Annotated in this window: 18 protein-coding genes; 9 read left to right on the top strand and 9 right to left on the bottom strand. The window is 74.2% G+C overall.

What is annotated here, in order from left to right:
- Window positions 1-13 precede the first annotated feature (13 nt).
- The 4 genes from cobA to AAG589_RS14610 form a co-directional block, all read right to left on the bottom strand.
- The gene (gene cobA, locus AAG589_RS14625) at window positions 14-808 is read right to left on the bottom strand and encodes a uroporphyrinogen-III C-methyltransferase (protein ID WP_430567964.1); all 795 of its coding nucleotides are present in this window, start codon (window positions 806-808) and stop codon (window positions 14-16) included.
- Window positions 805-1,221, bottom strand: a complete 417-nt coding sequence (locus AAG589_RS14620; protein WP_430567963.1) for a nitrite reductase (NAD(P)H) small subunit — start codon at window positions 1,219-1,221, stop codon at window positions 805-807. The genes cobA and AAG589_RS14620 overlap by 4 nt, the downstream gene beginning before the upstream one ends.
- Window positions 1,218-3,914 carry a nitrite reductase large subunit NirB gene (gene nirB / locus AAG589_RS14615; RefSeq protein WP_430567962.1) on the bottom strand — a complete coding sequence of 899 codons (2,697 nt, stop codon included), beginning with the start codon at window positions 3,912-3,914 and terminating at the stop codon, window positions 1,218-1,220. The genes AAG589_RS14620 and nirB overlap by 4 nt, the downstream gene beginning before the upstream one ends.
- A gap of 102 nt (window positions 3,915-4,016) precedes the next feature.
- Window positions 4,017-4,487 (bottom strand): AAA family ATPase, encoded by a 471-nt coding sequence (locus tag AAG589_RS14610; protein WP_430567961.1) that lies wholly within the window; start codon window positions 4,485-4,487, stop codon window positions 4,017-4,019.
- A gap of 25 nt (window positions 4,488-4,512) precedes the next feature.
- On the opposite strand from AAG589_RS14610, the gene AAG589_RS14605 reads away from it, so the two are divergent.
- Both AAG589_RS14605 and AAG589_RS14600 read left to right on the top strand, forming a co-directional pair.
- The gene (locus AAG589_RS14605; protein WP_430567960.1) at window positions 4,513-5,235 is read left to right on the top strand and encodes a class I SAM-dependent methyltransferase; all 723 of its coding nucleotides are present in this window, start codon (window positions 4,513-4,515) and stop codon (window positions 5,233-5,235) included.
- Window positions 5,235-5,741, top strand: a complete 507-nt coding sequence (locus AAG589_RS14600) for an HIT family protein (RefSeq protein ID WP_430567959.1) — start codon at window positions 5,235-5,237, stop codon at window positions 5,739-5,741. Before AAG589_RS14605 ends, AAG589_RS14600 begins: the two co-directional genes overlap by 1 nt.
- Window positions 5,742-5,792: 51 nt before the next feature.
- On the opposite strand, the gene AAG589_RS14595 is transcribed toward AAG589_RS14600, so the two are convergent.
- From AAG589_RS14595 to AAG589_RS14575, 5 genes are all read right to left on the bottom strand, one after another.
- Window positions 5,793-7,328: an HNH endonuclease signature motif containing protein gene (locus tag AAG589_RS14595; protein WP_430567958.1), complete on the bottom strand. Its 1,536-nt coding sequence runs from the start codon at window positions 7,326-7,328 to the stop codon at window positions 5,793-5,795.
- A 73-nt stretch (window positions 7,329-7,401) separates the two neighbouring features.
- Entirely contained in the window at window positions 7,402-9,075 is a 1,674-nt protein-coding gene (locus AAG589_RS14590) for an FAD-dependent oxidoreductase (protein WP_430567957.1), read from the bottom strand.
- Window positions 9,072-11,252, bottom strand: coding sequence for a molybdopterin oxidoreductase family protein (locus tag AAG589_RS14585; RefSeq protein ID WP_430567956.1), 2,181 nt, complete (start codon window positions 11,250-11,252; stop codon window positions 9,072-9,074). Before AAG589_RS14585 ends, AAG589_RS14590 begins: the two co-directional genes overlap by 4 nt.
- Entirely contained in the window at window positions 11,249-12,598 is a 1,350-nt protein-coding gene (locus AAG589_RS14580) for an MFS transporter (protein ID WP_430567955.1), read from the bottom strand. The genes AAG589_RS14585 and AAG589_RS14580 overlap by 4 nt, the downstream gene beginning before the upstream one ends.
- Window positions 12,599-12,777: 179 nt before the next feature.
- Window positions 12,778-14,928 carry an AfsR/SARP family transcriptional regulator gene (locus tag AAG589_RS14575; protein ID WP_430567954.1) on the bottom strand — a complete coding sequence of 717 codons (2,151 nt, stop codon included), beginning with the start codon at window positions 14,926-14,928 and terminating at the stop codon, window positions 12,778-12,780.
- Between the two features lie 159 nt (window positions 14,929-15,087).
- Here AAG589_RS14575 and AAG589_RS14570 point away from each other — a divergent pair, with 159 nt between their 5' ends.
- From AAG589_RS14570 to narI, 7 genes are all read left to right on the top strand, one after another.
- Complete coding sequence (locus tag AAG589_RS14570; RefSeq protein ID WP_430567953.1) at window positions 15,088-15,540, top strand: hypothetical protein; 453 nt, start codon at window positions 15,088-15,090, stop codon at window positions 15,538-15,540.
- A 13-nt stretch (window positions 15,541-15,553) separates the two neighbouring features.
- Window positions 15,554-16,024: a hypothetical protein gene (locus AAG589_RS14565; protein WP_430567952.1), complete on the top strand. Its 471-nt coding sequence runs from the start codon at window positions 15,554-15,556 to the stop codon at window positions 16,022-16,024.
- A gap of 9 nt (window positions 16,025-16,033) precedes the next feature.
- Complete coding sequence (locus AAG589_RS14560) at window positions 16,034-16,489, top strand: hypothetical protein (RefSeq protein WP_430567951.1); 456 nt, start codon at window positions 16,034-16,036, stop codon at window positions 16,487-16,489.
- 173 nt (window positions 16,490-16,662) lie between these two features.
- Window positions 16,663-20,484: a nitrate reductase subunit alpha gene (locus AAG589_RS14555; RefSeq protein WP_430567950.1), complete on the top strand. Its 3,822-nt coding sequence runs from the start codon at window positions 16,663-16,665 to the stop codon at window positions 20,482-20,484.
- The gene (narH, locus tag AAG589_RS14550; protein WP_430567949.1) at window positions 20,481-22,160 is read left to right on the top strand and encodes a nitrate reductase subunit beta; all 1,680 of its coding nucleotides are present in this window, start codon (window positions 20,481-20,483) and stop codon (window positions 22,158-22,160) included. Before AAG589_RS14555 ends, narH begins: the two co-directional genes overlap by 4 nt.
- A complete protein-coding gene (narJ, locus tag AAG589_RS14545) occupies window positions 22,157-22,855 on the top strand; it encodes a nitrate reductase molybdenum cofactor assembly chaperone (RefSeq protein ID WP_430567948.1) in 699 nt (232 codons plus the stop codon). Before narH ends, narJ begins: the two co-directional genes overlap by 4 nt.
- On the top strand, window positions 22,846-23,598 hold the full coding sequence (gene narI / locus AAG589_RS14540) for a respiratory nitrate reductase subunit gamma (protein WP_430567947.1): 753 nt from the start codon (window positions 22,846-22,848) through the stop codon (window positions 23,596-23,598). Before narJ ends, narI begins: the two co-directional genes overlap by 10 nt.
- The last annotated feature ends 35 nt before the right edge of the window (window positions 23,599-23,633 follow it).

The following is a 23,633-nucleotide window of genomic DNA, read 5'->3' as shown; positions in this document are numbered from 1 at the left end:
ACGGGTGGCGGCGTCAGCCACCGCTCCGCCCTGCGGATCCTCCTGCGTCACGCGCGACCTCCAGCAGCTCCTCGTGGGCCACGTCGCCGATCACGACCACGGCCGGCGCGCAGACCCCGACCTCCTCGGCACGCTTGGCGGCGAGGTCGAGCCCGACGCGCGTGACCCGCTGGTCGGCCAGCGAACCTCGCTCCACGATAGCGACGGGGGTGTCCGGGGCCGCGCCCGCGTCCAGCAGTCGGGCGACGATGCCGGGCAGCGCGGCCACGCCCATGAGCACCACCAGCGTCGCGGCGCGGGACGTCACGCAGGCGACCGAGACGTCGTCGAGCTGCGCCTCCCCGTCGCGGGTGTGCCCGGTGACGACGTGGAAGGCCGTCGTCGTGCCGCGGTGCGTGAGCGGCACCCCCGCCAGCGCGGGTGCGGCGAGCGCCGAGGACACCCCGGGCACCACCTCGACCGGCACCCCGGCGGCGCGACAGGTCGCGACCTCCTCGCCGCCGCGGCCGAAGACGAACGGGTCGCCGCCCTTGAGCCGCACCACGTGCTGGCCGGCGAGGGCGCGCGCCACGATCAGCGCGTCGATCTCCTCCTGCGGCAGCGTGTGCCGGCCGGGCGTCTTGCCGACGTCGACCACCTCGACGCCGGGGTCTAGGTCGTCGAGCACCTCGCGCGGCACCAGTCGGTCGGTGACGACGACGTCCGCCGCGGTCAGCGCGCGCCAGGCGCGGTAGGTCAGCAGGTCGGCGGCGCCCGGCCCGGCACCGACCAGGGTGACGCGGCCGAGGGCCGCGCCGGGCGTCGTCATCCGATCCCCACGTGCACGACGCCGCCCGACACGACCACCGGGAACGACGCCAGGTCCCCCGCCAGCCCCGCGCGCGGTTCCTTGCCCGCCGCGTCGAGGCAGCGGCCCGTGTGCAGCTCGAAGACCTGCTTGTACACCGGCGCCGCCACGGTGGGCGTACCGCCGCGGGTGCCGACGATGCCGCGCGACATGACGTTCGCGCCGGAGAACGGGTCGAGCTGCTGCACGGCGCAGACCGTGCCGTCGAGCAGGCGGAACAGCGCCACCTGCAGCTCCTCGCCGTCCGAGCCGGTGACGAGGGCGGCGGCGCCGCGCTCGGGGGCCAGCGCGTCCAGCGGGCAGACGGCGGTCCAGCCGGGGCCGTCGACGACGGCGGGCGCGGGGCCGGACGTCGCGGGGGTCAGGGCGGTCATGCGCGCACCTCCAGGGTGGGGCCGGCGACGAGGACCGGGTCGGCCAGGCCTCCGGCGATCTCGTCGGGCGTGGCCGGGCGCTTCTGCCCGCGCTCGGGCACGTAGGCGAGGGCGGGATCGGGCGTGGTCGGGGCGTTGACGAACGAGCCGAAGCGGGCCAGCTTCTCGGGGTCCTCGAGCACGGCCTTCCACTCGTCCTCGTACCCCTCGACGTGCCGTGCCATCGCGGCGTCGAGGTCCGCGCCGATGCCGAGGGAGTCCTCGATGACGACCTGGCGGATGGCCTCGAGCCCGCCCTCGTACTCCTCCACCCAGGGCGCGGTGCGCTGCAGCCGGTCCGCGGTGCGGATGTACAGCATGAGGAAGCGGTCGATGGTGCGCAGCAGCTCGGCGGAGCTGAGGTTCTCGGCGAGGAGCTGCGCGTGCTTCGGGGTCTGGCCGCCGTTGCCGCCCACGTAGACGTTCCAGCCTTGGTCGGTGGCGATGACGCCGACGTCCTTGCCCCGCGCCTCGGCGCACTCGCGGGCGCAGCCGGAGACGCCGAGCTTGAGCTTGTGCGGGGAGCGCAGGCCGCGGTACCGCAGCTCGAGCTCGACGGCCATGCCCACGGAGTCCTGCACGCCGTACCGGCACCACGTGGACCCGACGCACGACTTCACGGTGCGCAGCGACTTGCCGTACGCGTGCCCGGACTCGAAGCCGGCGTCCACGAGCCGCCGCCAGATCTCCGGGAGCTGCTCGACCCGCGCGCCGAACATGTCGATCCGCTGGCCGCCGGTGATCTTGGTGTAGAGGCCGAAGTCCTTGGCGACCTGACCGACGACGATCAGCCCCTCCGGCGTCACCTCGCCGCCCGGCATGCGCGGCACGACCGAGTACGTGCCGTCCTTCTGCATGTTCGCGAGCATGTGGTCGTTGGTGTCCTGCAGCGTGGCCTGCTCGCCCGCGAGGATGTGCCCGTTGCCGAGGCTGGCGAGGATCGACGCCACGGTGGGCTTGCAGATGTCGCAGCCGCGGCCAGGTCCGGCCGACGGGTCGGCGCCGTCCGCCACCCGCCCGAAGCGGGCGATGATCTCGCTGAACGTGTGCAGGTCGGCCACGCGCACGGCGTCGAAGAGCTGGGCGCGGGAGAGCTCGAAGTGCTCGCACAGCGCGTTGCTCACCTCGACGCCGGCCTTGGTCAGCTCGGTCTTGGTGAGCTTGGTGACCAGCGGGACGCAGGCGCCGCAGGTGGTGCCGGCGCGCGTGCACGCCTTGACGCCGGCGACGTCCGTGCAGGCGGGCCCTCCGTCGAGCCCCGTGACGGCACCCCGGATCGTGCCCGCCGAGACGTTGTTGCAGGAGCAGACCTGGGCGTCGTCGGGCAGCTCGAGGGCCGGGGCCCCGCCGCCCTCGGGCAGCAGGAACGCGCCCGGGTCGCCCGGCAGCTCGGCGCCCAGCATCGGCCGCAGCGACGCGTACGGCGCGGCGTCGCCGACGAAGACGCCGCCCAGCAGGGTGCGCGCGTCGTCAGCCATGACGAGCTTCTTGTAGACGCCGGCCAGCGGGTCGGCCCACACGATCTCGACCGACTTCTCGGTGCGTCCGTGCGCGTCGCCGAAGCTCGCGACGTCGACGCCCGAGAGCTTGAGCTTGGTCGCCGTGTCCGCGCCGGGGAACGTGGCCTCGCCGCCGAGCAGCCGGTCGGCGACGACCTCCGCCATCGTGTTGCCGGGGGCCACCAGACCGAGGCAGCGGCCCTCGATGCAGGCGACCTCGCCGATCGCCCACACGTGCTCGTCGGCGGTGCGGCAGGTCAGGTCGACGACGGCGCCGCCGCGCTGGCCGGTCTCGAGCCCGGCCGCGCGGGCCAGCTCGTCACGGGGCCGCACGCCCGTGGCCATGACGACGACGTCCACGTCGAGCCGGCCGCCGTCGGCGAAGTCCATCCGGCCGACGTGCCCCGTGCGTCGGTGGGGGCGGATCGCCTTGGTGGCCGTGTCGGTGCGGACGGAGATGCCCTTGTCGTTGATGAGCCGCTTGAGCGCGTGCCCGCCGCCCAGGTCGATCTGCACGTCCATGAGGTGCGTGCCGAACTGGATCACCGTCGCCTGCGCGCCGAGGGCCTTGAGCGCACCGGCCGCCTCCAGGCCCAGCAGGCCGCCGCCGACGACGGCGCCGCGCACCGGCCGCTCGACCACGCCGCCGCGCGTCTCGACACGCCCCGCCTCGCGCTTCGCCTCGACCCAGCCGCGCAGCGCCGCGACGTCGTCGATGGTGCGGTACACGAAGACGCCGGGCAGGTCGTTGCCGTCGATGGGCGGCATGGCGGCGCTCGAGCCTGTGGCGAGCACCAGCTCGTCGTAGGCGTGCACGCGACCCAGGCGGTCGGTGACCGTGCGCGCCGCGCGGTCGATCGACGCGACGGCGCAGTCGCGGTGCAGGTCGACCAGCGGGTCGTCCCACAGCGCCGGGTCGCCGAGCGTGAGCTCCTCGGCGTCGCGCACCTCGAAGTAGCGGGTGAGACCCACGCGGTCGTACGGCTTGCGCGGCTCCTCGGCGAAGACCGTCACCCGCCAGTCGCCCGCGGCGTCGCGGGCCCGCAGGGCCTCGACGAACCGCTGGGCGACCATGCCGCCGCCGACGACGACGACGACGTGGCGCCGGTCTGCGCCGCCGGGGGCGACGCCTGAGGTGGGGGGCTCGCTGCTCATGACCCGAAGGTAGGGAGCCGCCGTGTCGCCGCCGTCAGGCCGCGGTTACCTCACGGGAACATCTGCCTCACGCGCGAAACATCTCCCGCGAGAGGACCGCGGTCACCCGCCTCGGACGACCTCAAGCGGGCCCTCGTCGGGCGTCGGGACCTCGAACCCGTCGTAGTAGGCGGCCGCCGTCTCGGGTGTCAGCCGCACCTGGTGCGCGCCGTCCCCCGATCGGGCCGCCACGCGCGCCAGCGCCACGTCGCGCGGCGTCTCGACGTAGACCACCACGGTGTCCGCGCCGTGGGCCGCGCCGAGCGTCCGGTACTCGCCGCGCGCGGCGCGGGACCAGAACGACGCGTCGACAACGACGTCGCGACCCTCGTCCAGGAGTGCCGCGACCCGCGACCGCAGGACTTCCGCCAACTGGCGGGCGACGTCGTCCGGCAGCGGGTGGGCCGCCGGTTGCCCGGCCGCCCACGCGAGCTCGTCGACCGACGCGACCGCATAGCCCTGGGCGGCGTACCGGCGTGCGTGCGTGGACTTGCCCGCGCCGGCGGGCCCGCAGAGCAGGACGAGGTGCGACACGGTCGTGACGCTACCCTCGCTGTCCATGCCGACGACGACGTTCGATCCGCGCACCACGACGAACCCGCAGGTCCGCGCCGTCGGGCGGTGGCTCGGCCGGCTCAACGGACGGCACCCGTGGAACCACAACGACCGCTTCCACGGCTGGATCGTGCGGCGGCTGCCGCGGCGCAGGCGACGAGCGCTCGACGTCGGGTGCGGCACGGGCGCACTGGTGGAACGCCTCCGGCGCGCGGGCGCCACCGTCGTCGGGCTGGACGCGGACGCCGCGATGGCCGCGGTGAGCGCCGCGCGGTTCGCGGGCGACCCGGGCGTCAGCGTGCGGCACGGACGGTTCGAGGATGTCCCCGCAGACGGCTCGTTCGACGTCGTGACGATGGTCGCGTCGCTGCACCACATGGACCTCGAGCCCGCCCTGCGGCACGCCGCCGGCATGCTCGCGCCCGGCGGGCGGCTGCTGGTGGTCGGCCTGGCGCGGATCGGAGCGCCGCGCGACCTCGTGGTCGACGTCTGCTCGTCCTTCCTCAACCCCGTCGTCGGGATGATCAAGCACCCGCGCGTCGTCCGTGCCGCCGCGGACGACGACCTGGCCGACGATGCCCCGCCCGTGCCGATGCGCAGCGCGGACGAGTCGTACGGCGAGGTCCGCGACACCGCCCGCCGCGTGCTGCCGGGCGCCCGATTCCGGCAGCGGCTCTTCTTCCGCTACACGCTGGAGTGGACGCGCCCGACGGAGCGTCGAGCCTGATGACCGAGGGCCGCTCGGCTGCGCATCGTGTGACACACGAGCCTGCCGGCTACGCCTGCCCGTTCTGCGGGATCCAGCGGGGCGTCGTCGACCAGTGGAACCAGCCCTCCGACATCGTGGCTGTCACGGAGCACGCCTTCGCCCGTGTCGCTCCGAAGTGGTGGCCTGCCAACCCGGGCGGCGTACTGGTGATCCCGCGGACTCACGTCGAGAATCTCTACGCCCTGTCGCCGAAGGACGGGCAGGGCATCTGGGAGCTCACGCAGCAGGTCGCCGACGGCATCCGCTCCTCGTACGACTGCGCCGGTACGTCCATTCGCCAGCACAACGAGCCGGCCGGAGACCAGGATGTCTGGCACCTGCACGTCCACGTACTGCCCCGTCGACACGACGACCGCCTCTACCAGCGTCACGACGATGCGCGCTGGGTACCCTCGGCGGAGCGTCAGCCCTACGCCCGCCGACTGAGGGCGACGCTCCGACTACCGACCACCTTCGAGACCTGATCGCGCTGGGTAGGCGGCGTCGAGCGGCCGTCAAGCTGGCCGGGCACGCTTTCAGAACGGTGGGTCGTCGCCGTCGTCCCGGTCGGCTCTCGGGTGGGCCGCCGGCCTGGCGCCGTCGTCGTGCGCATCCGGCGCTGCCGTGATCGAGGGGTGTGCCTGGCTGATGACGTGCGCCGCCTCGTGGTTCCACGCGTCGAGCTGGGTGAGGGTGTGGTCGGCGGTGCCGGGGGTGGTGAGGTAGGTGCGGCCGCGGGGTGAGGTCCAGGCCAGGACACCGTGGTCGAGTTGTTCGACGTGCCAGCGGGACTCGTGCTTGATCGTGTGGTGCTTGCGGCACAGCGAGGCGAGGTTGGTCGCGTCGGTGGCCCCGCCGTGGGCCCACGCGATCGTGTGGTCGAGGTCGCAGCGGCGGGCGGGTACCTGGCAGCCGGGGAACCGGCAGGTGACGTCGCGTTGGGTCAGGAAGGCGCGCAGGTCTGCGGGCACGACGTAGGAGCGGCGGTCCACGGTGAGCATCGCCCCGGTGACCGGGTCGGTCAGGATGCGCCGCAGCGTCGGGGCTCGGGCGGCCAGGTGGCGGGCGGTCTCCGGGTCGATCGGTGTGGTGCCGTCCAACAGGCCGGACGATTCCCCGTCGCCGGTCAGCGTGGTGACCGGGACGGTCACGTGCAGCACGGGCCGGATGTTTCGGGCCAGGGTGGACAGCGGATCCGGCGGGCTCGGTGGTTGAGCCGGTCGACACCCGGTCGTGGTCTCGACAGGCTCGACCGACGTGGTCGATGGTTGAGCCGGTCGACACCCGGTCGTGGTTTCGTCAGGCTCGACCGGCGTGGATCGGGCGTCGTCGAGCAGCAGGGCGGTCAGGGTCGCGGCCCGCAGCTGCCCGACCCCGCGCAGGTCACCGGACGTCTTGGCCCGGGTGGCGGTGCGGGTCAACCGGTCGTGCACCGCACGGGCCACGGGGGTCGGCAGGTGCGCGGTCAGCCACGACATCCCGTCCCTGCCGTCGTCGACCCACACGTCCGCCCGCGCTGCGGCGGCCTCCCGGCGCACCTGCGCGGGCACGGGGTGCAGCCGGTCCCGGGCCGCGCGGGCGAGTGCCCCGAACCGGGCCGCCGTCATGGTCGCTGCCCGACCCAGCACAGCCTGCTCGACCTGCGCCGCGGCCGCCGCCGGCAGGTCCGCGACCGCGTCCGCCAGCTTCTCGGCATGCCGGTAGGAGATCGACCCCGCGCACAACGCCTCCACCGTGGCCGGAGCCTTCGCGGCCAGCACGCCCGCGTCCGCGAGCCACCCCTGCGCGACGTGCTCGCTCACCCCCAGCGCGCACGCGACCTCCGCCACCAACGCCCGATGCGCGACCGACCCGCGACGCTCCGGCGTCGCCGACGACACCCACTCCACGCCCAGGTCCAGCATCACGCCCTCGTCTGCGGTCCCCGCCGCCAGCACCCGCGCCAATGCGACCGTGCGCCGACCCGCCGCCGCGTTCACCGCCACCTGCGCGTCCGCCGCCGCATCCAGGGCAGCATCCAACGCAGCACCCAACGGATGCTGCGCTGCGACGGAGACGGGCTGCTGTGCCATGACTCAAGCCAACCAGAACCCCACCCCCATGTCGAACAGTTGTTCGAATCTGTGGACGACGATGGGGATACCTCTACGACGTCGCCCGCACCCCGACAACCGCTCCCGAGCCGACGCTGTCGTCCGTCGGAGCTCGCGTCGCGCGCAACCAGTCCACCAGCCCGCACACGGCGTCCGTGCAGCTGCCGCAGCCGGTGGTCGCCCGCGTCGCGCGGGCGACGTCGTCCTTCGTCGACGCGCCGTCGGCCATGCACGCGGCGATGTCGTGCTTGGTGACGCCGTTGCAGCGGCAGACGGTGGCGTCGTCGGGCATGTGCTCGGGCGACGACGCGGCGGCCGCCGCGGGCATGACGGGGGTGAGCAGCAGGAACGCGGGGTCGGCGGGCACGGGCGTGCGGCGCGTGTAGGCGGCGGTGAGGTCGGCGGCCACGCGCGCGTCGCCGACGCAGGTGGCCCCGACCAGCACGCCGTCGGCGACGACGGCCTCGACGTAGCGGCCCGCGGCGGGATCGCCGAGGCGCACGGTCCGCTCCCCCGGTGCCGGTGCGCGCCCGGTCCCGCACCGGCCCATCGCGACGATGCTGAGCGGCCCGGCCTTGACCTTGACGACGTCGGTCCCTCGGGCGTCCACGCCGGCCACCGCTCCCGGCGCCCGCGAGGACAGCAGCGTGCCGAGCCGCACCGCCATCGACGGGCCCGCGCCGTCGCCGGGCAGTCGCACGTGCTCGCGCGGGCCCCCGACCGGCGCCGCCGGGCGCGGGCGTGCCGCGAGCGCCACCAGTGCCTCCGCGAGGCGACGCGCCTGGTCCCAGCCCTCCGCGACGAGGCCCCGCGACCCCTCGGGCGGCTGGGCGCAGTCGCCCACGGCGAAGACGCGGGGGTCCGTGACGCTCGCCAGGTCCGGCCCGACGACGACCCCGCGGTCGACGGCGAGCCCGGCCCGCCGCGCGAGCTCCGTCTCGGGCGCGGTGCCGCACGCGAGGACCACGAGGCCGGCGCCGAGGGTCTCCCCCGGCTCCGTCGTCGCGCCGTCGAGCCGCACCCCGACGGCCCGACCACCGACGACGAGCACCTCCTGCGGGCGCACGCCCGTGCGCACGGCCACGCCCGCCGCCTCCAGCGCGGCGCGCAGCACGGCCCCCGCCTCGCCGTCGAGCTGCCGGTCCATGGGCGCGCCCGCCCCGTGCACGAGCGTCGTCGGCAGCCCGCGGCCCGCCAGACCCAGCGCGACCTCCACGCCCAGCACGCCGCCGCCGACCACCACGGCGCGCGGGGTGTTCACGGTGGCGGCGACCACCTCGCGGGCGTCGTCGAGCGTGCGCAGCGCGTGCACCCCGGCGGGCAGGGCCGCCGGGTCGGCGCCGAGCCCCGGCACGTCGGGCAGGCGCGCGGCGGCGCCGGTGACGAGCACCAGGTGGTCGTAGGGATGCCGGGTGCCGTCGTCGGCGAGCACGACCCGCTCGTCCCGGTCGACCGCCACCGCCACCGTGCCCCGGAGCACCCTCGTGCGGCCGTCGTCGACCGTCGGCATGACGATGGCCGCGACGTCCGTGCGGCCGGCGACGACGTCCGACAGCAGCACCCGGTTGTACGGCTCGTAGGGCTCGGCGCCCAGCACGGTGACGTCGAGCGCGCCGTCGGCGTCGCGGCGGGACAGCTCGTCGGCGAGGCGCGCGCCGACCATCCCGTGCCCGACGACGACGACCCGGTGCGGCACCCGCAGCCCCTCGTGCGGTGCGTGGCTCATACCCGTACCTCCTGGGTCTCGACAGGCTCGGCCGTCGTGGCGGGCTCAGGTGCCGCCGGCGTCACCGACACCGCGCACACCTTGAACTCCGGCATGGCGGAGACCGGGTCGACGGCGTCGGTGGTGAGGCGGTTGACGCTCCCGTCGCCGCTCCAGTGGAAGGGCACGAAGACGGTGTCGGGGCGGACGGCGTCGGTCCAGCGGGCGGTCGCCTCGATCACGCCGCGCGCGGACGCCAGGCGGGCGCGACCGCCGTCCGGCACGCCGACGCGCAGCCCGAGCAACGGATGCAGCTCGACGTACGGCTCCGGCACCAGCCGCTCCAGCTCGGGCACGCGGTGCGTCTGCGCGCCGGACTGGTAGTGCTGCAGCACGCGGCCCGTGACCAGGTACGTCGGAGCGTCCGAGCGCACGTCGTCCGACGGCCCCGCGTGGTCCACCGCGATCATCCGCGCGCGCCCGTCCGGCGTCGCGAAGCCGTCGAGGAAGACGCGCGGCGTCCCGGGGTGCTGCTCCGCCGGGCAGGGCCAGTACATGCCCTCGCCGCCGGCGGCCTCGTGCGCGTCGAGGCGGGCGTGGCTGAGGCCGGAGTAGTCGGCGACGCCGCCGGCGGACGCGCGCGCCAGCTCGTCGAACACCGCGGCGGGGTCGGTCGGGAACGCGACGCCCGAGCCCAGCCGGCGGGCCAGCTCCGCGAGGATCCACAGCTCGGACCGGGCCTCGCCCGGCGCGTCCGTGGCGCGTCGCCGACGGATCACGCGCCCCTCGAGGTTCGTCATCGTGCCCTCCTCCTCGGCCCACTGGGTGGTGGGCAGGACGACGTCGGCGAGCAGGGCGGTCTCGGACGGCACGACGTCGCACACCACCAGCAGGTCGAGGGCGGCGAGCCGCTCACGCACGCGGTCGGCGTTCGGCGCGGACACGACGACGTTCGAGCCGTGCACGAGCAGCGCGCGGGGGCCGCCCGGCGTGCCGAGGGAGGTCAGCAGCTCGACGGCGGGCACGCCCGGCCCGGGCAGGGACGCCGGGTCCACGCCCCAGACGCCGGCGACGTGCGCGCGGGCGGCCGGGTCGTCGATCCGGCGGTAGCCGGGCAGCTGGTCGCACTTCTGCCCGTGCTCACGCCCGCCCTGGCCGTTGCCCTGCCCGGTGAGGCACCCGTACCCCGACCCCGGGCGCCCCACCAGCCCGAGCGCGAGCGCCAGGTCGATCGCGGCCGTCACCGTCGCGGTGCCCTGCGCCGACTGCTCGACGCCGCGCCCCGTGAGCACGTACGCACCTCGACCGCCTCGCGACGGCGACGCCGCCGCCAGCAGCCGCGCCACCCGGCGCAGCTCCTCGGCGGGCACGCCGCACACCGTCTCCGCCCGCTCGGGCCACCAGGCCGCGACCGAGCGGGTGACGTCGTCGAACCCCGCGGTGCGCTCCGCCACGTACTCCCGGTCCACGAGGCGCTCGGCGAGCAGCACGTGCAGCAGCGCGAGCAGCACCACGAGGTCGGTGCCGGGCACGGGCTGCAGGTGGATCCCCTGGCCGTCGTCGGCCAGGCGCGCCGTGGCGGAGCGCCGCGGGTCGACGACGACGAGGCCGCCCGCCTCCCGCGCGCCGGCGAGGTGCTGGACGAACGGCGGCATCGTCTCGGCCACGTTGGAGCCCAGCAGCAGGATCGCGCCGGCGCCGGACAGGTCGGTCACCGGGAACGGCAGGCCGCGGTCCAGCCCGAACGCCCGGTTCCCCGCGGCGGCGGCCGACGACATGCAGAACCGGCCGTTGTAGTCGATGTTCGGCGTGCGCAGCACCGCCCGCGCGAACTTGCCCAGCGTGTACGCCTTCTCGTTCGTCAGCCCGCCCCCGCCGAACACGGCCACGGCCCCCGCGTGCTCCACCGCGAGCCCGGCGAGCTGCCTCGCGACCAGGTCCAGCGCGGCGTCCCACGACGCCGGCGCGAGCGCGCCGTCCGGCCCGCGCAGCAGCGGCGTCGTCAGCCGGTCCGGGGCGCGCAGCACCGTCGCGCTGGTCCAGCCCTTCTGGCACAGCCCGCCGCCGTTCGTGGGGAACTGCCTCGGCGTCACGGCGACGGGCAGCGGCTGCCGGCCGGCCGGCGTGAGGTCCATGCCGCACTGCAGCGCGCAGTACGGGCAGTGCGTCGCGACCGGGGTCCGCGCCGCCGTCGTCATACCCGGGCCGCCCGCATCGCGGTGCCGCGCCGCGCGTAGACCACCCAGGTGACCACGGCCATCACCGCGTACGCGCCGACGAACACCCACAGCGCCGCGACCAGCGAGCCCGTCATCGACGTCGAGACGGCGAAGCCGCGCGGGATGAGGAACCCGCCGAACGCCCCGACCGCGCCCGCGATGCCGATGCACCCGGCGGCCGCCTTGGCTGTCGCGGCGACGTCGCGCCCGGCTCCGGCCACCCGGAACGCCGCCGGGATCATCCGGTAGACCGAGCCGTTGCCGACGCCGGTCGCGACGAACAGCACGAGGAACGACGCGAAGAACAGCCCGAACCGGTGGCTCCCCAGCGCGGAGATCGCGCCCACGGCGCCCACGATCATCACGGCGTAGCAGCACACCGTGACGACGGCGCCGCCCACGCGGTCGGCCAGGATGCCGCCGAGCGGCCGCGCCACCGACCCCACCAGCGCGCCGAGGAACGCGAGCGACAGCGTCACCTCCGGGAACTGCCCGGCCAGCAGCGTGGGGAACGCGCCGGAGAACCCGATGAACGACCCGAACGTGCCGATGTACAGGAACGAGATGACCCAGGTGTGCGGCTCCCGGACCGCGACGGCGAACGAGCGCGGGTCGGCCTTCGCGGCCGACAGGTTGTCCATGAACCGCCACGCGAGGATCGCCGCCAGCACGATGAAGGGGACGAAGACGAGGCTCGCCCGCTCGAGCGCGATGCCCGCCCCGGTGACGATCACCAGCGGCACGACGAGCTGCACGACGGCGGTGCCCAGGTTGCCGCCCGCCGCGTTCCAGCCGAGGGCCGCGCCCTTCTCCTTCTCCGGGAAGAAGAAGGAGATGTTCGCCATCGAGGAGGCGAAGTTGCCGCCGCCGAAGCCCGCGAGCGCCGCGACGAACAGCATCGTGCCGAACGACGTCTCCGGCCGCTGCACGACGAACGCCAGCGCCAGCGTGGGGATCAGCAGCAGCGACGCCGACACGACCGTCCACGTGCGCCCGCCGAACACCGGCACGGCGAGGGTGTACGGGATGCGCAGCGTGGCGCCGACCAGGGAGGGCACGGCGATGAGCCAGAACATCTGGTCGGTGGTGAGCGTGAAGCCCGCGGCGGGCAGCTGCGGCACGACGATCGACCACAGGGCCCACACGCAGAACCCGAGGAACTCGGCGAACACGGAGAGCACGAGGTTGCGGCGCGCCACGCGGCGGCCGCCGCCGGCCCAGAACGCGGGGTCCTCGGGGCGCCAGTCGTCGATCCAGCGGCCGGGGCGGGCGTGCGTTCCTGGCGGCGCGGCCGCGGGGGCCGGGGCAGCGGTCGGAGCAACCATCGTGTGTCCTCCTGTGCGCGGGCCCGACGACGCCGGGCGGTGGTCTGGAACCGCCGGCGCGTCGTCGGGCCAGCGGGTCCGACGCTAGGAAGGCGGTGTTTCGACGCCGGTCGTCGAGGCGTGAAATGCGCGTGAGCACCGACGCACAGGCGGTGGGGCCCGGCTGTGAGGGACAGGGGTCAGGCGTGCGCCCCGGCGTGCCGGTCCGTGTCGTCGAGCTGGCGCGCCGCCGCCCGCGCCGTGGCGTGCACGCGGCGTGCCTCGTCCCGGTGACCGCTGTCGGCGAGGTAGGCGCGCAGGGTGGCCGCGAGGTCGACGGCGTGGCCGGGGTGGCCCAGGGCCAGCGCCTGCTCGGTCGCGCACACGAGCGCGGACCGTTCGGCGTCGAGCCACCGCAGCGCCTGCCCGGGGCCGTCGAGGGGCGGGGTCAGCGTGTCCTCCGGGAGCACGGTGCGCAGGTCCGGTCGCGGCGCCCCGAGCCACGCGACCGCGCTCACCGCCGCCGCGAGGTAGTAGTCGAGGATGCGCCGCGTCGCGACGTCCGCGTCCTCCTGCTCCGCGGCGAGCTCGGCCGCGTAGATCCGCAGCAGGTCGTGCATCTCGTAGCGGCCGCGCTCGGCCTCGTCGAGCAGGCGGCAGCGCACGAGGTCGTCGATGAGCCGGCGGGTGCGGGGCAGGTCGGTGCTGCCCAGGAGCGCGGAGGCGCAGAACGGGTCGAGGTAGTGCCGGGTGTGCGCGCAGTGGAAGCCGGAGCGCCGGAACAGCAGCGCCTGCTCGGGCGCCAGCTGGCGATAGGACCACGACAGCACGGACCGCACCGACGTGTGCCGGTCGCCCGTGTCCAGCAGGTCGAGCCGGTCGCGCTCCACCCCGAGCGCGGCCACGAGGTGCGCGACGTCGTCCGGTCCCGCGCCGCGCAGCCGCTCGGCCGCGACGCGCAGCGCGAGCGGCAGCCGGGCGCACCGCTCCACGAGGCCGTCGACCGCCGGGCCGGCGTCTGCGGGGAGCGGCACGCCGAGCCGTGCCCCGAGCAGGGCGCGCGCGTCGGGCGGGCTCATGCGGCCGACGTCGACCCGCGCGGCGCCCTCCCCTGCCGTCAGCCCGGCGAGGGCGTCGCGGCTGGTCACCACCGTGACGCAGGTGGCCGAACCGGGCAGGAGCGGCCGCACCTGGTCGGCGTCCGCGGCGTTGTCGAGCACCACGAGCAGCCGTCGCCCGTCGGTCAGCGTGCGGAACCGCGCCGCCCGCGCGTCCAGGTCGGCGGGCACCGCGTCGGGCCTCTCCCCGAGCGAGCGCAGCAGCATCCCGAGCGCGTCGTGCGCGGTCACCGGGTCGTGCGGGCTGAACCCGTACAGGTCCAGGTGCAGCTGGCCGTCGGGGAACCGCTCGCGCGCCCGGTGGCCCCAGTGGGTCACGAGGGCGGTCTTGCCCACGCCCGCGGTCCCGGTCACCGCGACCACCGCGGTACCGCCTGTCGCGGCCCGTGACGCCCGGTCGAGCGCGGCCAGCTCGTCGCCCCGGCCGACGAAGCCGCACGGGTCGTGCGGCAGCTGCGCGGGCGGGCGGAGCACCTCGGAGACGACCTCGGCCTCGGGTCGTGCCGCCGGGGCGTCGCACTCGCCCGCGAGGATGCGGCGCTCGGCCTCGCGCAGCTCCGGCCCGGGCTCCAGGCCCAGCTCCTCGACGAGGGTCCGGCGGGCAGACCGGTACGCCGCGAGCGCGTCCGCCTGCCGGCCGCACCCGGACAGCGCCGTCATCAGCAGCGTGTGCAGGCGCTCCCGCAGGGGATGCCGCCGCACGGCCTCGGCGAGGTCGGCGACGACGCACGCGTGCCGGCCGCGCTCCAGCTCGGCGGCGTAGAGCTGCTCGAGCGCCGTCTCCCGCCGCTCCGTCAGCCGCCCGGTCTCGGCGGCGAGCGGGCCGAGGTCGAGCCCCTGGAACGGCGCGCCGCGCCACAGCGCCAGCGCGGGGCGCAGCAGGTCGACCCGGAGGTCCGGGTCGTCGGTGCTCTCGGCCCGCGCGACGGCGTCGTCGAACTGCTGGGCGTCCAGCTCCCCCGGCCCGATGCGGAGCACGTAGCAGCCGCCGTCGTGCTCGACCCGGCCGGGATCCCCCAGCGCCCGGCGCAGGCGGTGCACGGTGAGCTGCAAGCGCTGCCGGTCGGCGGGGTCCGCGGCGTCCCAGAGTTCGTCGAGCAGCGCCTCGGCCGGCACCGGGGTGTTGGCGTGGGCGAGCAGCAGCGCGAGCAGGCCGACGCGCACGGCGCCCGCCACCGGGGCGGCGTCCCCCGCACCGGTGACCCGCACCGGTCCCAGCACCTCGAACCGCATCTCGCACCCCCTCCGGGGCACCGTCCGACGCCCCACTCTCCTCAAGAGGTGACCGGGGCGACGGAAGTACGGCGAAAGCGCGAGGAAAGCGGCCGTCGGCACGGTGGGGTGCACCGGCCGCCGGACGACGGCGGCCCGCGACAGCACGGAGGGAAACCCATGAGACGCAGCACGAGGAGGACCCTGGCCGCCGCGGCCGTCGGCGCCGCGGGCCTCGGCCTGCTGGGCGGCACGACCGCCGCGGCCTCGCCGTTCACGACCGCCGCCTGGCACGACTCGGGAGGCTCCTGGAACGACCCGAACGACGCCGGCGGCGTCTCCGTCTACGAGAAGACGTCGGACCTCGGAGCCGGCGGCGGCAACGTCCTCGGCCAGTTCATCGCCTACGGCGAGAAGATCTCGATCATCGACCACCACGACAACGGCCGGAAGGCGATCGTCAAGCTCTGGGTGGGCAAGAGCGGCCCGGCCGTCTTCTACGGCAACGGCGACGGCACCGAGCGGATCATCGACGAGTCGTACGACGAGGGGCAGACCGTGAAGATCCAGGTCTGCACGTCCACGTCGTCGAAGGCCCAGTGCTCGTCGAACACCTACCGCGGCCGGTCCTGAGGGAGGAACGATCATGCGACCTCGCACCACGACGGCGGCCGCGGCCGCCGCGCTCGTCACGGCCGGGGCGGTGCTGCTCGCCCCCACCGCCACCGCCGCGCCCGCGCCGGACCCGGCCGGGCAGGCCACCACCGCCGCGAGCTGGTACATGGACACCGGCGCCTGGGCCGACGACGGCGACGCCGGCGGCGTCAGCATCTACGAGCAGGCCATGAAGGACAGCACGTCCCAGTACGTCATGGGGATGTTCGAGGCGAAGGGCGAGCACCTGACCGTCTGGGACCACCACCCCAACGACCGCAAGGCGATCGTCAAGCTCTGGGTCGGCAAGAGCGGCCCCGCGGTCTTCTACGCCAAGGGTGACGGGACGAGGAAGGAGTTCGACCTGTCCTACGACGAGGGTCAGCGCGTGTACCTGCAGGCCTGCACCTCGACGTCCGTGAACGCCGTCTGCACTCCCAAGCGGGAGAAGGGCGTCTCCTGAGGAGGAACCATGCGACTTCGCACGATGACAGCAGCGGCCGCGGCGCTCACCGTCGCCGCCGTGGGGATGGTCGGCGGCGCGGCCGGGGCCGCGCCCGCCGGGGCGGCCGCGCAGGCCGGCTGGGGCTACGACTACTACGCCTGGAACGACCCCAACGACGCCGGCGGCGTCTCCGTGGCCGAGATGGCGTACAAGACCACCAGCGACGAGTACGTCCACGGCCGCTTCCGCGCGTACGGCGAGGGGCTGACGATCTGGGACTACCACGACAACGACCGCAAGGCGGTCGTCAAGCTCTGGGTCGGCAAGAGCGGACCCGCCGTGTTCTACGCGAAGGGCGACAACACCGTCACGAAGTTCAACCTCTCGTACGACGAGGGGCAGACCGTCCACATCCAGACGTGCACGTCCGACGGGTCCGGGGCGGTGTGCACCGAGAAGACGCGGGTCCCCGGCAGGACCTGACGGGCGGTCTGCCGCCGGTCACGGCCGGACGGGCGAGCGCTGCTCGCCCGCCCGGCCGCCGCGCGCCGACGCGACGACGCCGGTCGCCATCACGTGTCCGACATGCGCTGTCGCAGGCCCGGGCCCATGATGCGAAGCAGTGACTCTTCGGTTCCCCAGCCCCAGGAGTGCGCATGTCGACCACCCGCCCACCCGTCAGCGCCGACGTCGGGACGGCACCGCCGACCGGGGCGGCCGACGCCCTGCTGCGGCTCGGCAGCCACCTGCGCAAGGGGGAGGTCTCGGACGACCTGCGCCAGCTGTTCCTCAAGGGCGGGCGCGAGGGTGACGTCTTCTACCGGGACCGGTGGTCGCACGACAAGGTGGTGCGCTCCACGCACGGCGTGAACTGCACGGGCTCGTGCTCGTGGAAGGTGTACGTCAAGGACGGCATCATCACGTGGGAGACGCAGCAGACCGACTACCCGTCGGTGGGCCCCGACTCCCCCGAGTACGAGCCGCGCGGCTGCCCGCGGGGGGCGGCGTTCTCCTGGTACACGTACTCGCCCACGCGAGTGCGCTACCCGTACGTGCGGGGCGTGCTGCTGCGGGCGTACCGGGAGGCGAAGGCCGCCGTCGGCGGCGACCCGGTGCTGGCCTGGCAGCGCGTGACGAACGACCCGGAGACCGCCCGCGCGTACAAGAGCGCGCGCGGCAAGGGCGGCCTGGTGCGCGCCACGTGGGACGAGGCCGCGGAGATCGTCGCGGCGGCGCACGTGAGCACCATCAAGGACTACGGCCCGGACCGGATCGCGGGCTTCTCCCCCATCCCGGCGATGTCGATGGTGTCGCACGGCGTCGGGGCCCGGTTCGTGCAGATGCTGGGCGGCACGATGCTGTCGTTCTACGACTGGTACGCGGACCTGCCGGTCGCGAGCCCGCAGGTGTTCGGCGACCAGACGGACGTCCCGGAGTCCGCGGACTGGTGGAACTCCAGCTACCTCATCATGTGGGGCTCCAACATCCCGGTGACCCGCACCCCGGACGCGCACTTCATGGCGGAGGCGCGCTACCGCGGCACCAAGGTCGTCTCGGTCTCGCCGGACTACGCGGACAACACGAAGTTCGCGGACCAGTGGCTGGCGCCGCAGCCGGGCACCGACGGGGCGCTGGCGATGGCGATGGGCCACGTGATCCTGCGCGAGTTCCTCGTGGAGAAGCGCACCGCGCCGTTCGTCGACTACCTCAAGAGGTACGCGGACGCGCCGTTCCTCGTGCGCCTCGACGAGCGCGACGGCGCGTACGTGCCAGGCAAGTTCCTCACGGCCGCGGACGTGGACGACGACGCCCTGCCGGGCGGGTCCGCCTCGGCGAACGCGCAGTTCCGGACGCTGGTGCTGGACGCCGACGGCACCGTCGTCGCGCCGAACGGCACCCTCGCCGACCGCTACGGCGAGGCGGGCGAGGGGAAGTGGAACCTGGACCTGGGCGACGTCGACCCGCTCCTCAGCGTCGCTGACGCTCCGCTGGTTGAGCCTGTCGAAACCCCGGTACCGGTGCTGCTCCCGAGGTTCGACGTGGTCTCGACAGGCTCGACCGACGAGGAAGCGCACCTCGGCGGCAAGGGCGTCCTGACGCGCGGCGTGCCCACCCGGCGCGTGGGCGGGCACCTGGTGACGACGGTGTTCGACCTGCTGCTGGCCCAGTACGGCGTCGAGCGGGCCGACCTGGACCTGCCGGGCGACTGGCCCACGGGCTACGACGACGCGACCGCCCCGGGCACCCCCGCCTGGCAGGAGGAGATCACCGGCGTGCGGGCGGCGGACGCCGCGCAGATCGGCCGCGAGTTCGCGCAGAACGCCGAGGACTCCGGCGGCCGCTCGATGATCATCATGGGCGCGGGCGCGAACCACTGGTTCCACTCCGACACGATCTACCGCGCGTTCCTCACGCTCACCACGATCACGGGCTGCCAGGGCGTCAACGGCGGCGGCTGGGCGCACTACGTCGGCCAGGAGAAGTGCCGGCCCATCACCGGGTGGGCGCAGTACGCGGGCGGCCTGGACTGGGTGCGCCCGCCGCGCCAGATGATCGGCACGGGCTGGTTCTACCTCGCCACCGACCAGTGGCGGTACGACGGGATGCCGGCCGACGCGCTCGCCTCCCCGCTCGCGCCCGGCGTCCTGGCGGGCCGCACGACGGCGGACTCCCTCGTGGAGTCGGCGCAGCGCGGCTGGATGCCGAGCTACCCGACGTTCGACCGCAACCCGCTGGACCTCGTGGACGAGGCGCGCGCGGCGGGCCAGGAGCCCGAGGCGTACGTCGTGGACCAGCTGAAGACCGGGTCGCTGAAGTTCGCCTGCGAGGACCCTGACGACCCGGCGAACTTCCCCCGGGTGCTGACGATCTGGCGGGCGAACATCCTCGGTTCGTCCGGCAAGGGCAACGAGTACTTCCTCAAGCACCTGCTCGGCACGGACGCCTCCGTGCTGGCGGACGAAGCGCCGGAGGGCCGCCGCCCGTCCTCGATGGCCTGGCACGACGAGGCGCCGCGCGGCAAGCTCGACCTGCTGGTCACGATGGACTTCCGCATGACGAGCACCACCCTGTTCTCCGACGTCGTGCTCCCCGCGGCCACCTGGTACGAGAAGCACGACCTGTCCAGCACGGACATGCACCCGTTCGTGCACTCGTTCAACCCGGCGATCAGCCCGCCGTGGCAGACGAGGACCGACTTCGACACGTTCCACACGCTGGCGGGGCTGGTCTCGCAGATGTCGGTGGAGCACCTCGGCGTGCGCGACGACCTGGTCGCCACGCCGCTGCTGCACGACTCCCCCGACGAGCTCGCGGTGCCGCACGGCACGCTGACCGACGCGGGCGCGCCGGTGACCGAGCGCGAGCTGGTGCCGGGCGTGACCATGCCGCGCCTGCAGGTGGTGCAGCGCGACTACCCGGCGTTCGCGGCGCGCATGGCCGCGCTCGGGCCGCTGACGGACACCAAGGGCATGGCCACCAAGGGCGTCGCGTTCATGCCCGACGACGAGGTGCGCAAGCTCGGGCAGGTCAACGGGCTCGTCACCTCGGGCCCGGCGGCCGGGCGCCCCAGGCTGGACCGCGACACGCACGCGTGCGAGACGATCCTGGCCCTGTCCGGCACCACCAACGGGCGCCTCGCCGTGCAGGGGTTCGAGCACCTGGAGAAGCGCACCGGGCAGCGGCTGGCGGACCTCGCGGCCGACGACCAGGCCAAGCGCGTCACCTTCCCGGACGTGCAGTCGCGCCCGACGACGGTGATCACCTCGCCCGAGTGGTCCGGGTCGGAGCACGGCGGCCGCCGGTACACGGCGTTCGCGGTGAACGTGGAGCGGCTCAAGCCGTGGCACACGCTCACCGGCCGCCAGCACTTCTACCTCGACCACGACTGGATGATCGAGCTCGGCGAACAGCTCCCGGTGTACCGGCCGCCGCTGGACCTGCACCGCCTGTTCGGCGACTCGCCCACGCCCGGCACGTTCGACGACGGGAGCGCCGACGGCAGCGGCACCGGTCACGCCGCCGTCGCCGTGCGTTACCTGACCCCGCACTCCAAGTGGTCCATCCACTCGGAGTACCAGGACAACCTGTTCATGCTGTCCCTGTCGCGCGGCGGCCCCAACATCTGGATGAGCCCGGCCGACGCGGCGAAGATCGGCGTGGCCGACAACGAGTGGATCGAGGCGGTGAACCGCAACGGCGTCGTCGTCGCGCGGGCCGTCGTCTCCCACCGCATGCCCGAGGGCACCGTGTACATGCACCACGCCACGGACCGCACGGTGGACGTGCCCCTCGCCGAGACGTCGGGGCGCCGCGGCGGCATCCACAACTCGCTGACGCGCATCCTGCTCAAACCCACGCACCTCGCGGGCGGGTACGGGCAGCTCACCTACGCGTTCAACTACCTCGGCCCCACCGGCAACCAGCGCGACGAGGTCACCGTCATCCGACGCCGCTCGCAGGAGGTGCGTTACCAGTGAAGGTCATGGCGCAGATGTCGATGGTGATGAACCTCGACAAGTGCATCGGGTGCCACACCTGCTCGGTGACGTGCAAGCAGGCGTGGACGAACCGCACCGGCACGGAGTACGTGTGGTTCAACAACGTCGAGACCCGCCCCGGGCTGGGCTACCCGCGCACCTACGAGGACCAGGACACCTGGCAGGGCGGCTGGGTGCGCACCAAGCGCGGCAAGCTCAAGCTCCGCGCGGGCGGGCGGGCCAAGAAGCTCGCGTCGATCTTCGCCAACCCGAAGCTGCCGTCCATCCACGACTACTACGAGCCGTGGACGTACGAGTACGACATGCTGCTCAGCGCCCCGCAGGGCGAGCACACGCCCGTGGCCAAGCCCAAGTCGCTGCTCACCGGCGACGACATGTCCATCCAGTGGTCGGCCAACTGGGACGACGACCTCGGCGGGTCGACGGCGACGATGCAGGACGACCCGATCCTGCAGCACATGAGCGAGCACGTCGCCGAGGAGCTCGAGCAGACGTTCATGTTCTACCTGCCGCGCATCTGCGAGCACTGCCTCAACCCGTCGTGCGTCGCCTCCTGCCCGTCGGGCGCGATGTACAAGCGGGTCGAGGACGGCATCGTGCTCGTGGACCAGGACCAGTGCCGCGGCTGGCGCATGTGCGTCACCGGCTGCCCGTACAAGAAGGTCTACTTCAACCACAAGACCGGCAAGGCCGAGAAGTGCACGCTGTGCTACCCGCGCATCGAGGTCGGCCTGCCCACCGTGTGCTCCGAGACGTGCGTCGGCCGGCTGCGCTACCTCGGCCTCGTCCTGTACGACGCGGACAAGGTCGGCGCCGCGGCGGCCACGGAGGACGAGCACGACCTCCTGGCGGCGCAGCGCTCGGTGTTCCTGGACCCGAACGACCCGGAGGTCGTGGCGGCCGCGCGTCGCGAGGGCATCCCGGACGACTGGATCACCGCCGCGCAGCGCTCCCCGATCTGGAAGCTCATCTCCGACTACGAGGTGGCGCTGCCCCTGCACCCGGAGTACCGCACGCTGCCGATGGTCTGGTACATCCCGCCGCTGTCCCCCGTCGTCGACGTCGTGGCCAGCTCGGGGAACGACGGCGAGGACGGGCGCACCCTGTTCGCCGCGATCTCCCAGCTGCGCATCCCGCTGGAGTACCTCGCGGGGCTGTTCACCGCCGGGGACACCGGGCCCGTCGAGCGGGTACTGCGCCGGCTCGCCGCGATGCGGTCGGGCATGCGCGAGGTCAACCTCGGGCGCGAGTTCCCCGAGGAGAACGCCACCGCCGTCGGCATGACCGGCGACCAGGTGCAGGAGATGTACCGGCTGCTTGCCATCGCGAAGTACGAGGAGCGGTACGTCATCCCCACCGCGCACACCGAGGTGGCGCGCGAGCTGGAGGAGATGGCCTGCTCGCTCGACTTCGAGGGCGGGCCGGGCATGGGCGGCGCCGGCCCGTTCGGCTCGTCGTCCGGCCAGCCCACCCCCGTCGCGGTGGAGAACTTCCACGCCCTCGCCGCCCGGCAGACGGCCGACTCCCCCTACGGCCCGTCCACGCCGGGTCGCGTCAACCTGCTCAACTGGGACGGCAACGGCCGCCCGGACGGACTGTTCCCGCCGGGCGAGGACGGCGGCAGCCCCGGCAGCGGCGAGGGGGGCCGGTCATGAGCCTCGCGTTCCTGCCCCGCCCGGGCGTGCGGGCCAGGCGCCTCGACCCGCTCGCACCGGTGCCGCTGCGCGACGGCGAGCGCGCCGTCGCGCACATGGCCGCGTCGGTGCTGCTCGCCTACCCCGACGACGCGACGCTCGCCGCGGCGCCCACCGTGCGCGACGCCGTCGCTGGGCTGCCCGCGCCGGTGCGCGACCGCCTCGCCGGGCTCGCCACGACGCTGCTCGACGGCGACCCCGGCGCGCTGCAGGCCCGGTACGTCGCGACGTTCGACCTCAAGCGCCGCTGCGCCATGTACCTGTCGTACTACGCGGCCGGGGACACCCGGAAGCGCGGCGCCGCCCTGGTGCGGTTCGTCGAGGCGTACCGCGCGGCCGGGTTCGAGACCACCGGCGACGAGCTGCCCGACTACCTGCCCACCGTCCTGGAGCTGTCCGCCCGCGGCGGGCCCGACGGCGCCCGGATCGCCGGGGCGCTGCTGTCGGCCCACCGCGACGGGATCGAGGTGCTGCGCTCGGCCCTCGCCGCGCAGCGCTCGCCCTGGACGCCGGCCGTCGAGGCGGTGTGCCTCACCCTGCCGCCCGTCGACGCCGCCACCGCCGAGCGCGTCGCCGACCTGGTGGCCGCCGGGCCGCCCGCGGAGCTGGTGGGACTGAGCGGGTACGGGAACGAGGAGGCCCTGCCATGGGAGTGAGTGTCGACGGCATCATCCTCTGGGTCGTCGTGCCCTACGTGACGTTCGCCGTCCTGGTCGTGGGATCGATCTGGCGGTACCGGTACGACAAGTTCGGCTGGACCACCCGCTCCAGCGAGCTCTACGAGAAGCGCCTGCTGCGGTGGGGCTCGCCGCTGTTCCACTTCGGGCTGCTGTTCGTGGTGCTCGGGCACTTCCTGGGTCTCGTGATCCCGAAGTCGTGGACCGAGGCGGTGGGGGTCTCGGAGACGCAGTACCACTTCGTCGCGACCTGGATGGGGTCGCTCGCGGCGCTCGTCGCGGTCGCCGGGCTGCTGATCCTCATCTACCGCCGCCGCTCCACCGGCCCCGTCTTCCTCGCCACGACCAAGACGGACAAGCTCATGTACGTCTTCCTCGCCGGGTCGCTGCTGTCCGGCGCGTGGGCGACGGTGCAGACCCAGGTGATCGCCGCCGGGCACGGGTACGACTACCGGGAGACCATCTCCCCCTGGTTCAGGTCCCTGTGGTACCTGCAGCCGGAGCCCGCGCTCATGGCGGGAGTGCCCGCGGCGTTCCAGGTGCACGTCACCGTCGCGATGCTGCTGTTCGCGCTGTGGCCCTTCACCCGGCTGGTGCACGCGTTCTCCGCCCCCGTGCAGTACCCGTTCCGGCCCTACGTGGTCTACCGCTCCCGCGAGGCGTCCGTGACGTCGCGGGCGCCGCGGCCCGGGTGGGACCCGACGACCACGCCGCCCCGCTGACCATCCGCACGACTGCACCCGCACGACTGGAGGAA

This window comes from Isoptericola sp. F-RaC21, assembly GCF_038593535.1.
In the GTDB taxonomy this organism is placed as follows: domain Bacteria; phylum Actinomycetota; class Actinomycetes; order Actinomycetales; family Cellulomonadaceae; genus Isoptericola.
This window is presented reverse-complemented; position numbering and strand designations above follow the sequence as displayed.

Coding starts and splice junctions, on each gene's coding strand:
- cobA (WP_430567964.1), bottom strand. CDS start 808: ATGACGACGCCCGGCGCGGCCCTCGGCCGCGTCACCCTGGTCGGTGCC.
- AAG589_RS14620 (WP_430567963.1), bottom strand. CDS start 1,221: ATGACCGCCCTGACCCCCGCGACGTCCGGCCCCGCGCCCGCCGTCGTC.
- nirB (WP_430567962.1), bottom strand. CDS start 3,914: ATGAGCAGCGAGCCCCCCACCTCAGGCGTCGCCCCCGGCGGCGCAGAC.
- AAG589_RS14605 (WP_430567960.1), top strand. CDS start 4,513: ATGCCGACGACGACGTTCGATCCGCGCACCACGACGAACCCGCAGGTC.
- AAG589_RS14600 (WP_430567959.1), top strand. CDS start 5,235: ATGACCGAGGGCCGCTCGGCTGCGCATCGTGTGACACACGAGCCTGCC.
- AAG589_RS14595 (WP_430567958.1), bottom strand. CDS start 7,328: ATGGCACAGCAGCCCGTCTCCGTCGCAGCGCAGCATCCGTTGGGTGCT.
- AAG589_RS14590 (WP_430567957.1), bottom strand. CDS start 9,075: ATGAGCCACGCACCGCACGAGGGGCTGCGGGTGCCGCACCGGGTCGTC.
- AAG589_RS14585 (WP_430567956.1), bottom strand. CDS start 11,252: ATGACGACGGCGGCGCGGACCCCGGTCGCGACGCACTGCCCGTACTGC.
- AAG589_RS14580 (WP_430567955.1), bottom strand. CDS start 12,598: ATGGTTGCTCCGACCGCTGCCCCGGCCCCCGCGGCCGCGCCGCCAGGA.
- AAG589_RS14575 (WP_430567954.1), bottom strand. CDS start 14,928: ATGCGGTTCGAGGTGCTGGGACCGGTGCGGGTCACCGGTGCGGGGGAC.
- AAG589_RS14570 (WP_430567953.1), top strand. CDS start 15,088: ATGAGACGCAGCACGAGGAGGACCCTGGCCGCCGCGGCCGTCGGCGCC.
- AAG589_RS14565 (WP_430567952.1), top strand. CDS start 15,554: ATGCGACCTCGCACCACGACGGCGGCCGCGGCCGCCGCGCTCGTCACG.
- AAG589_RS14560 (WP_430567951.1), top strand. CDS start 16,034: ATGCGACTTCGCACGATGACAGCAGCGGCCGCGGCGCTCACCGTCGCC.
- AAG589_RS14555 (WP_430567950.1), top strand. CDS start 16,663: ATGTCGACCACCCGCCCACCCGTCAGCGCCGACGTCGGGACGGCACCG.
- narJ (WP_430567948.1), top strand. CDS start 22,157: ATGAGCCTCGCGTTCCTGCCCCGCCCGGGCGTGCGGGCCAGGCGCCTC.
- narI (WP_430567947.1), top strand. CDS start 22,846: ATGGGAGTGAGTGTCGACGGCATCATCCTCTGGGTCGTCGTGCCCTAC.